Consider the following 10,133-nt stretch of genomic DNA (forward strand, 5'->3'; position numbering starts at 1 on the left):
ACGTTTTGTTAACAAGGGGAATTTGTGGTTGTCCTGTTAAAGCTCGCCCCACCCCTACGGCAAACGCTCCTGCGGCTGATCTTGGCAGGTCTGTTGTTTTGGTCCAGCATTGCTGCAATGTTGCCTACCTTACCCCTCTACATCGCTGCGAAGGGGGGCACGCCCCATCAGGTGGGGTTTGTCATGGGTGCCTTTGCCGTGGGGCTGCTGGGTTCTCGCTCCTGGTTAGGCCCCCTCGCCGATCGCCGCGGACGCAAAATGACCCTGCTCATTGGCCTCGCCGTGGCGGCGATCGCCCCCCTATTTTACATCCTCAGCCACAACCTACCGCTCCTGATGGCGGTGCGCCTGCTCCATGGCGTGAGCATTGCCGGCTTTACCACCGGTTACATGGCTCTGGTGACGGATATTGCCCCACCCCAACATCGCGGCGAAATCATTGGCTACACTAGCCTTGTCCATCCCATTGGGGTAGCCCTTGGGCCCAGTTTGGGCAGTTGGCTGCAAATCCACTACGGCCATGGCTGGGTCTTTATGATTGCCAGCACACTGGCCGCCTTCGGCTTCATGACTGCCGCAGGGGTGCGGGCAGTGAATAGGGCGCAGGAGGCTCTCCAGCCGCCTCCAGAGAAAACCCTCTTTTGGCGGTTATTGCTGTCAGAACGGCTGCGGATTCCTAGCTTAGTGATGTTGAGTGTGGGCTTGACCTTTGGCACGATCGCCACGTTCATTCCCCTCTTTATGGCAGCCGAGCAGTTGGGGGTATCCCCAGGTCTGTTTTACGCCGTCGCGGCGATCGCCAGCTTTATCGGTCGTGTCCTGACGGGTGCTGCCTCCGATCGCTGGGGACGAGGCATTTTCATCTCCGCTAGCCTCGCCGCCTACGTCATCTCAATGGTGCTCCTCGCCCAAGCCCAAACCGCTTTGGATATCCTCTGGGCAGCGATTCTTGAAGGTCTTGCCGGCGGTGTCCTGATTCCGATGGTGGCTGCCCTCATGGCCGATCGCTCCATCCCCCAGGAGCGCGGACGGGTTCTCAGCCTCAGTTTAGGCGGTTTTGATCTGGGAATGGCCCTAGCGGGTCCCCTGCTGGGGGGACTGGTTGAGCATTGGGGCTATCGCCTCATCTTTCGCATGGCAGCAGTCTTTAGCCTCTTGGGGTTGACCTTCTTTTTAACCGCCAGTAGTAAAAGCCTGCCCGATTCCCTGCGCTTTGCCCTCGGCATGGGGCGCGATCGCTATGCCCTATAGCCTACTATTTTTTGGGATCGCCCTCTTGGCTGGAACAAACGGCGCAAGCCCCCTTAAGAGAAGATGGCCTGTCGCTGATGTATCCCCTCTTCAAGAAAAGGGCGGTATCCTTAGGGATTCGTTACAATTTTTTGAGATCACCCACTAGGGAAAAACGCGTGTCCACAGCAGCTTCGGCCAATTTGACCCCCACCGGCAAATCCTACCGTTGGAATCGCGAGCGTTACTCGAAAGCGCGGCGCTTCTTTGATATTTGGTTTTTTGTCTGGCGATTTCTCTTTGGCCGCTGGCTCCTCACCCAATCTTGGAGCTACTGGGGCGGTAAGACCGATGCCAAACGGGCGGCGCGACGCCGTGCCCAAGCCATTTGGATTCGTGAAACCTTCCTTGACCTTGGCCCCACCTTCATCAAACTGGGGCAGCTGTTTTCCACCCGCGCCGATCTCTTTCCCAGCGAGTACGTCGAAGAACTCAGTAAGCTTCAAGACCGCGTCCCCGCCTTTAGCTACGAGCTAGTTGCAAAAATCATCTACGAGGACTTTGGCCGCCCCATCCCTGAACTGTTTCGCAGTTTTGACCCCATCCCCATGGCTGCCGCTAGTCTTGGCCAGGTTCACAAAGCCCAACTGCTTTCTGGGGAAGAGGTGGTGGTCAAAGTTCAACGCCCCGGCCTACGGCAGCTCTTTGACATCGATCTTGCCATTCTCAAGGGCATTGCCCAGTATTTTCAGAACCATCCCAAATGGGGTCAAGGGCGGGACTGGATGGGCATCTACGATGAGTGTTGCCGCATTCTCTACGAAGAAATTGACTACCTCAACGAGGGACGCAATGCCGACACGTTCCGCCGCAATTTTCGAGATCGCGAGTGGGCCTGTGTTCCACGCGTCTATTGGCGCTACACCTCACGGCGCGTCCTCACCCTTGAGTACCTACCGGGAATTAAAATCAGCCACTACGAAGCCCTCGAAGCGGCTGGCCTAGACCGCAAACGCCTAGCAGAACTGGGTGCCAAGGCCTACCTCTATCAAGTTCTCAACGATGGCTTTTTCCACGCTGACCCCCATCCGGGCAACATTGCCGTCAGCCCCAACGGCCAACTCATTTTCTATGACTTTGGCATGATGGGGCGCATTCAACCCGTCACCCGCGATAAACTGCTGAAAACATTTTTAAGCATTGCCCAGCGGGATGCTGAACAGGTGGTACAGTGCCTTGTAGAGCTAGGGGCGTTGGTACCCACAGGGGATCTAGGGCCAGTGCGGCGCTCGATTCAGTATCTCCTCGACAATTTCATGAACCAGTCCTTTGAAACCCAATCGGTGGCTCAAATCAGCGATGACCTTTACGAAATTGCCTATGACCAACCCTTTCGGTTTCCTGCCACATTTACCTTTGTGATGCGCGCCTTTTCCACCCTCGAGGGCGTGGGCAAGGGACTGGATAAAGACTTTAACTTCATGCAAGTTGCCCAACCATTTGCGACCGAACTTATGACCAACGGAAACTTTCCCGATCCCAGTAATGGCAGTCTTTTCTCAGAACTGAGTCGGCAAGCCGCTCAAGTGGGCAGCAGTGCCATTGGCTTGCCCCGTCGCCTTGAAGAAGTACTCGATAAACTTGAAAATGGTGACCTGCGCTTGCGCGTCCGTTCCAGTGAGAGCGATCGCATTCTGCGGCGCCTGAGTAACATTAACTTAGGGCTAAATTATGTCGTGCTCATTGGCAGTTTTTCTTTGGCGGCAACAATTTTATTCGTCAACCAATATCTTTTCCTCGCAGGTGTGGCAGCCGCGTTAGCGGTATGGTTTGGTATCCTCTATTGGCGGCTAATGGTTAAACTCGATAAGTATGAAAAAATGTTTTAGCAAGAAACCCAGGACAGGGGGGCATGGACGTTGCTGGCTTAACTGACTGTGGTCTGATTCGCAAAAGCAATCAGGATGCTTTTTATATTGACGAAAAGCATCACCGCTTTTTTATTGTTGCAGATGGCATGGGAGGACACGCCGGCGGCGAGGAAGCCAGTCGTTTAGCCGTTGATCACATTCGGCAGTATCTGGAGACCCACCTCAAAGACCTGCAGCACGACCCCGTCACTCTCCTGCGCCAAGCCTTTCTTGCAGCCAATCATGCCATTGTTGAGCAGCAGCGCCAAAATACTGCCCGTGCCGATATGGGTACCACGGCTGTGGTAATTCTAGTTGATGAAAAGGGCGATCGCGCTTGGTGTGCCCATGTGGGCGACTCACGCATCTACCGCTGGCGTAAAGACCAGCTCCAGCAGATTACCAACGACCACACGTGGATTGCCCAAGCTGTACAGTTGGGGAGTTTGACACCTGAACAGGCGCGGCAGCATCCGTGGCGTCATGTACTCTCTCAGTGCCTAGGCCGCGAAGATCTCACCCAAATTGATATTCAACCCATTGATCTAGAGGCGGGCGATCGCCTGCTGCTGTGCAGCGACGGCTTGACCGAAGAACTCACTGATGATGTCATCAGTATCTACCTCAGTGAACCCGATGTCGAAAAGGCAGCGACTGCCCTTGTGCACGCAGCCAAAACCCATGGCGGGCATGACAATGTCACCGTCGTTGTTATTGGTATTTAAGTTATTGGTATTTAAGGGTATTTAAGGCCTATGCAAACGGAATTTATCCGTCTCAGCCTACCGCGACACAGCCTTTCCCAGCCCTTCCATGACGCCATCGAACAAGCCCTGCAAGCCCATGGTCAACCCCTCCGCTGGGCAATTACTGGCACCACCCCCACTGATTTAACGGTTGAAGCCGTTGTTCTCAAAACCCCACTCCGCCCTTGATACAATCCCTCTAGGTTCTTTTATTCATGCTCCTATGACCCGTGCAGGTATTGGCATTCAAACCGCTCAGATTCGCCCCGGCCGAGTGAGCGGTCAACTCCACGTCTATGACGGTACCGGTAAAGGAAAATCTCAAGCGGCTCTTGGAGTTGTTCTGCGCTCCATTGGTCTGGGTATTGCCTCTGCATGGCCCACTCGGGTACTGCTGTTGCGCTTTCTGAAAGGACCCGGTCGTGCCTATGCCGAAGATGCCGCCATTGAAGCTCTGCAACGGGGGTTTCCCCACTTAATTGATCAAGTACGAACAGGACGAGCCGAATACTTCACTGCTGAGCAAATTACCAAATTCGATCGCCAAGAAGCACAGCGGGGCTGGGACATTGCCAAAGGGGCGATCGCCTCTGGTCTCTATTCTGTCATTGTTTTAGATGAACTCAACCCTGTCTTAGATTTAGGCCTTTTGTCCGTTGATGAAGTCGTCAACACCCTCCGCCGCAAGCCCGAACACCTAGAGATTATTGCCACTGGCCGAGGTGCCCCTGCCCAACTCCTGCAAATTGCTGACCTCCACTCCGAGATGCGTCCCCTTGTGCATCCTACGGCTCAAGAACAGGGCATTGAGGGGATTGAAATCTATACGGGTGACGGCAAAGGCAAGTCCACCAGTGCCCTCGGTAAAGCCCTTCAGGCGATCGGCAAAGGAATTAGCCGCGACCAATCCCACCGTGTTCTGATTCTCCAATGGCTCAAGGGGGGGCAAGGCTATACCGAAGATGCAGCGATCGCTGCCCTCAAGGAAAGCTATCCCCATTTAGTGGATCACCACCGCTGTGGTCGGGATGCCATTGTCTGGCGCGGTCAACAGCAGGAAATTGACTACATCGAAGCCGAACGCGGCTGGGAAATTGCCCGAGCTGCCATTACCTCCGGGCTTTACAAGACAATTATTCTCGACGAACTCAACCCCACCGTTGACCTTGAACTTCTCCCCGTCGAACCCATTGTGCAAACGCTCCTGCGCAAGCCACGCACCACTGAAATTATCATTACCGGTCGCTGCAAATATCCCCCCGCCTACTTTGAACTCGCCAGCGTTCACTCAGAGATGATCTGCCACAAGCACTATGCCGAGAAGGGCGTTGATCTCAAGCGCGGCGTTGATTTCTAAGAACAGACACGAGCCGGCACTATCTCTCCCACTCTAAACTGCTGCAAATAGGCAATCACAGTTGCAAATTGGGGCCGATTTAAGCGGTAATAAACCCACCGCCCCTGTTGGCGCGACAGCACGAGATTGGCTTGCCGCAGTGCCCGCAGATGAAACGAGAGCTTTGAGGGCCTCAGGTGCAGACGTTCGCACAGATCACAGACGCACAGTTCCTCCCGATGGAGGATCTCAATCACTTTCAAGCGCAAGGGTTCCCCAAGGGCATGGAAGGCCAACTGAATCTCAGCGGGATATTCCTGATGAATCTCTGAAGCAACCATCACTGCACTGAACAAGGAACACCAAGGGGCCAGCGAAACTGCCCCCTTGTTTGAGCCGTATTCCCAGGTTTAGGCACTCGACTCCGATCAATGGTTTGGCGCAATTGATCCAATCCTACTTGGTCCAGGCGATCATCTGCTGTCGTCCACAAACGCAAATTGGTACTCCCCTGTTGGGGGTGGCTCCAAGAGGTCAACTATTGTGTCTTTTCATCTACGTCAAGCAAATCCCAATCCCTGCGACTTCCCCCGACGTTTGCGTAAGCAAAGCCGCAAACTCCTTCGCAGTCATGAAGCCCGTGTAGGGGTCATTTAATGCTGCAACATTCCCTGAATGGCCCCATAGGCCTGCTCCCGCAACATATAGGGCTGCCCCAAAAGTTAGTGCCCTACTGCCAACCAATCCACCTGATTAAATGATTCATCCACATATTCCTGCTGCACAATTTGCCACACCTCATCCACCAACATCTTGACATCTTGGGACTGTTCTGCATTTGTCCATAGCTGGGTAACCCCACCAACGGCACCGCCGTAACCACCGACGAACCCACTAGCACCCAATGCCGAAGACCCATCAAACGCACAAATTAAGGCATAGCCCTGAAAACCTTTTGAGAAGAGCAATATTTGATGCAATATAAGCCGAATTACCCGTCAATGTCACTCCCCTATCCAAAACCGATAATCCCTTAAACATTTCTTAAAAATCAGGACCCCACCTAGAAAACCTAGATGGGGTAGTTTGAATATTTTGCCTAGCACCGAGCTATTTTTGCAGGAAGCGACCCTCCAACTATCTTCACCGCTGCGACGTTTCACCTCTGAGTTCGGGATGGATCAGTGTGGTTCCGCCGCGCCATAGGCACTAGGCAAAGCCTTGATTTTGATTCGAACTGAGAACCTAGACTGGAGAACTGCTAGATAAATTCAGCAAAAATAAGCTTGCAACTGAATAACCTTTCAACTAAATAGCGATAGCCAGGAGAATTACTTTATTCAGACACCTGTTGATTGATGAGGTCAAGCCCTCGGTCTATTAGTACTCCTAGACTTCATCCATTACTGGACTTCCATCGAGAGCCTATTAACGGGTGTTCTACCCGTGACCTTACTGGCTTATGCCATGGGAGCACTCATCTTGAGGTGGGCTTCCCACTTAGATGCTTTCAGCGGTTATCCACTCCGCACATGGCTACCCTGCGTTTACCGTTGGCACGATAGCAGGTACACCAGAGGTGCGTTCCTCCCGGTCCTCTCGTACTAAGGAGGACTCCTCTCAATGCTCCTACGCCTGCACCGGATATGGACCGAACTGTCTCACGACGTTCTGAACCCAGCTCACGTACCGCTTTAATGGGCGAACAGCCCAACCCTTGGGACGTACTACCGCCCCAGGTTGCGATGAGCCGACATCGAGGTGCCAAACCTCCCCGTCGATGTGAACTCTTGGGGGAGATCAGCCTGTTATCCCTAGAGTAACTTTTATCCGTTGAGCGACGGCCCTTCCACGCGGAACCGTCGGATCACTAAGGCCGACTTTCGTCCCTGCTCGACTTGTAGGTCTTGCAGTCAAGCTCCCTTATGCCTTTGCACTCTACGGCTGATTTCCGACCAGCCTGAGGGAACCTTTGCGCGCCTCCGTTACCATTTAGGAGGCGACCGCCCCAGTCAAACTGCCCACCTGAAACTGTTCCTTCGCTGGCTAACAGCAGAAGGTTAGAATTCTAGCCTTGCCAGAGTGGTATCTCACTGGCGACTCCATATCCCCCGCAAGGGATACTTCAACGTCTCCCACCTATCCTGCGCAAGCAAAGCCCGAACCCAATTCCAGGCTACAGTAAAGCTTCATAGGGTCTTTCTGTCCGGGTGCAGGTAGTCCGCATCTTCACAGACACTTCTATTTCGCCGAGCCTCTCTCCGAGACAGCGCCCAGATCGTTACGCCTTTCGTGCGGGTCGGAACTTACCCGACAAGGAATTTCGCTCAGTTGCTCTTTACCGTTTCCGGTAAAGCTGGACTTTACCTTGTGCGACCACGATTAATTTCAGATGCCAGCTTTCGGATTTTCTCTAGACCGTCATCTGTTAAGTGCATTCCTGCTTGACACAGAAGCACCACATCCCTGAACTTAAGGAAGTCTATGTTTTTGCTTGTCTTCAGTGGATGTTTCAAAAAGAAGGGACAGATACGGTGAGCTAAGTGCTCTATGCTACGGACTCGATAGGCCATGCGATCGCCGTGATTTACACGAACAACACCGCAATCAAAATAAGCCTTGAGTGCATAGAGAACCTTAATGTTTCGTCGATGCTGGACAACGGTAAACTCAGGAAGAACCTGAAAACCGGTTGCCATGCTTGAATGAGGATTAATTCCTATATGGAAGCATCCTTCGCCATCAACGAAACCAACAATCCACTGGGCATCTAAATCCATGTGTGTCGCACCTGAACATCAAGTCTCTGAGGATTCCTAGGTTTACCTAGGTCTTTCCTGCGGATTATCCCCATGTCTTTCACTTTTTAACTGAACAGCACCACAGCACCTTAATATTTCTTAGAACTTTTTCTAGTCCGGTGCCTCGCTGAACGAGTAGTGAAAAGCTGTTAGAGGACTTTCCCGCATATGGTTCAGTTTTACTAAGGCTAGCAGTTGTTAACCTTAGGACCGTTATAGTTACGGCCGCCGTTCACCGGGGCTTCGGTCGCCAGCTTCGCTTGCGCTGACCGGCTTCCTTAACCTTCCGGCACTGGGCAGGCGTCAGCCCCCATACATCGTCTTACGACTTAGCGGAGACCTGTGTTTTTGGTAAACAGTCGCCTGGGCCTCTTCACTGCGACCACCTCTCGGTGGCACCCCTTCTCCCGAAGTTACGGGGCCATTTTGCCGAGTTCCTTAGAGAGAGTTATCTCGCGCCCCTTGGTATACTCTACCCCCCCACCTGTGTCGGTTTCGGGTACGGGTATCTTGGCTTAACGTGCTTAGAGCTTTTCTTGGAAGCATGACATCAATCACTTCCCCACCGTAGTGGGTCGTACTCCTGCCTCAGCTCAGAGCGTTTTCACCGCTCCTCAACACCTCGGACAGTTGAACCGGTAACCAACATCCGGCTGATCTAGCCTTCTTCGTCCCTCTGCACAAACCAAGATGAGTACTGGAATATTGACCAGTTGTCCATCGACTACGCCTTTCGGCCTCGCCTTAGGTCCCGACTAACCCTTCGCGGACGAGCCTTCCGAAGGAACCCTTGGGGTTTCGGGGCATTGGATTCTCACCAATGTTTTCGCTACTCAAGCCGACATTCTCACTTCTGCTTCGTCCACACCTGCTTACGCTAGTGCTTCAAACTAATGCAGAACGCTCCCCTACCACTTACGTAGTAAGTCCACAGCTTCGGTACATCACTTAGTCCCGTTCATTTTCGGCGCAGGAACGCTTGACCAGTGAGCTATTACGCACTCTTTTAAGGATGGCTGCTTCTAGGCAAACCTCCTGGTTGTCTGAGCATCCCCACCTCCTTTGCCACTTAGTGATGATTTAGGGACCTTAGCTGGTGGTCTGGGCTGTTTCCCTCTCGACGATGAAGCTTATCCCCCACCGTCTGACTGGCTGTGTGTACACAGGGTATTCAGAGTTTGACTCGATTTGGTACCGCTCTCGCAGCCCGCACCGAATCAGTGCTTTACCCCCCTGCTATAATCACAACCGCTATGCCTCAACATATTTCGGGGAGAACCAGCTAGCTCCGGGTTCGATTGGCATTTCACCCCTAACCACAGCTCATCCGCCGATTTTTCAACATCGGTCGGTGCGAACCTCCACTTGGTGTTACCCAAGCTTCATTCTGGCCATGGTTAGATCACCCGGGTTCGGGTCTATAGATACTGACAAACGCCCTATTCAGACTCGCTTTCGCTATGGCTTCGGCATTCTTGCCTTAACCTGCCAGTACCTATAAGTCGCCGGCTCATTCTTCAACAGGCACGCCGTCACTCGTTAAATCGAGCTTCGACTGCTTGTAAGCCTACGGTTTCATGCTCTATTTCACTCCCCTTCCGGGGTTCTTTTCACCTTTCCCTCGCGGTACTATGCGCTATCGGTCACACAGGAGTATTTAGCCTTACGAGGTGGTCCTCGCAGATTCATCCGGAATTCCACGTGCTCCGGACTACTCGGGATACAGCTAGGATTGTTAGGCTTTCGACTACAGGACTTTCACCTTCTCTGGTGTAGCATTCCACTACTTCGTCTAGCCGCTCAATTCCACGTTGCTGTCCCACGACCCCAACAGGCAAGCCCGTTGGTTTAGGCTGTTCCCCTTTCGCTCGCCGCTACTAAGGGAATCGAGTTTTCTTTCTTTTCCTCTGGCTACTAAGATGTTTCAGTTCGCCAGGTTCGCCCTCTAACGTTATGGATTGGCGTTAGAGTTAATGGGTTGCCCCATTCGGAAACCTCCGGATCAAAGCTTGTTTCCAGCTCCCCGAAGCGTATCGTCGGTATCCACGTCCTTCATCGCCTCTGTGTGCCTAGGTATCCACCGTAGGCTCTTTGTAGCTTGACCACAGTC

General features: G+C 53.0%; 7 protein-coding genes and 2 rRNA genes. 5 read left to right on the top strand and 4 right to left on the bottom strand.

Annotation, left to right across the window (positions count from 1 at the left end; all coding sequences use genetic code 11):
* The first annotated feature begins 24 nt into the window (after window positions 1–24).
* The 5 genes from NK55_RS07900 to NK55_RS07920 all read left to right on the top strand — a co-directional run bounded on the left by NK55_RS07900 (window position 25) and on the right by NK55_RS07920 (window position 5,243).
* Entirely contained in the window at window positions 25–1,251 is a 1,227-nt protein-coding gene (locus NK55_RS07900) for an MFS transporter (RefSeq protein ID WP_024125232.1), read from the top strand.
* 77 nt (window positions 1,252–1,328) lie between these two features.
* On the top strand, window positions 1,329–3,119 hold the full coding sequence (locus NK55_RS07905; protein ID WP_225871804.1) for an AarF/ABC1/UbiB kinase family protein: 1,791 nt from the start codon (window positions 1,329–1,331) through the stop codon (window positions 3,117–3,119).
* Window positions 3,120–3,142: 23 nt separating this feature from the next.
* Window positions 3,143–3,865: a Stp1/IreP family PP2C-type Ser/Thr phosphatase gene (locus NK55_RS07910; RefSeq protein WP_024125234.1), complete on the top strand. Its 723-nt coding sequence runs from the start codon at window positions 3,143–3,145 to the stop codon at window positions 3,863–3,865.
* A 30-nt stretch (window positions 3,866–3,895) separates the two neighbouring features.
* Window positions 3,896–4,075, top strand: coding sequence for a hypothetical protein (locus NK55_RS07915; RefSeq protein WP_024125235.1), 180 nt, complete (start codon window positions 3,896–3,898; stop codon window positions 4,073–4,075).
* A gap of 34 nt (window positions 4,076–4,109) precedes the next feature.
* Window positions 4,110–5,243: a cob(I)yrinic acid a,c-diamide adenosyltransferase gene (locus tag NK55_RS07920; protein WP_024125236.1), complete on the top strand. Its 1,134-nt coding sequence runs from the start codon at window positions 4,110–4,112 to the stop codon at window positions 5,241–5,243.
* Here the strand turns inward: NK55_RS07920 and NK55_RS07925 are convergent.
* From NK55_RS07925 to NK55_RS07945, 4 genes are all read right to left on the bottom strand, one after another.
* Window positions 5,240–5,563 carry a helix-turn-helix transcriptional regulator gene (locus NK55_RS07925; protein WP_051372825.1) on the bottom strand — a complete coding sequence of 108 codons (324 nt, stop codon included), beginning with the start codon at window positions 5,561–5,563 and terminating at the stop codon, window positions 5,240–5,242. The genes NK55_RS07920 and NK55_RS07925 overlap by 4 nt on opposite strands.
* Before the next feature lie 381 nt (window positions 5,564–5,944).
* Window positions 5,945–6,190, bottom strand: coding sequence for a hypothetical protein (locus NK55_RS07935; RefSeq protein WP_041429152.1), 246 nt, complete (start codon window positions 6,188–6,190; stop codon window positions 5,945–5,947).
* 129 nt (window positions 6,191–6,319) lie between these two features.
* Window positions 6,320–6,436: ribosomal RNA gene (gene rrf / locus NK55_RS07940) — 5S ribosomal RNA — on the bottom strand.
* A gap of 146 nt (window positions 6,437–6,582) precedes the next feature.
* Window positions 6,583–10,127 (bottom strand): 23S ribosomal RNA (locus tag NK55_RS07945).
* Between the last annotated feature and the right edge of the window lie 6 nt (window positions 10,128–10,133).

Origin of the sequence: Thermosynechococcus sp. NK55a (genome assembly GCF_000505665.1) — a bacterium.
Taxonomy (GTDB): domain Bacteria; phylum Cyanobacteriota; class Cyanobacteriia; order Thermosynechococcales; family Thermosynechococcaceae; genus Thermosynechococcus.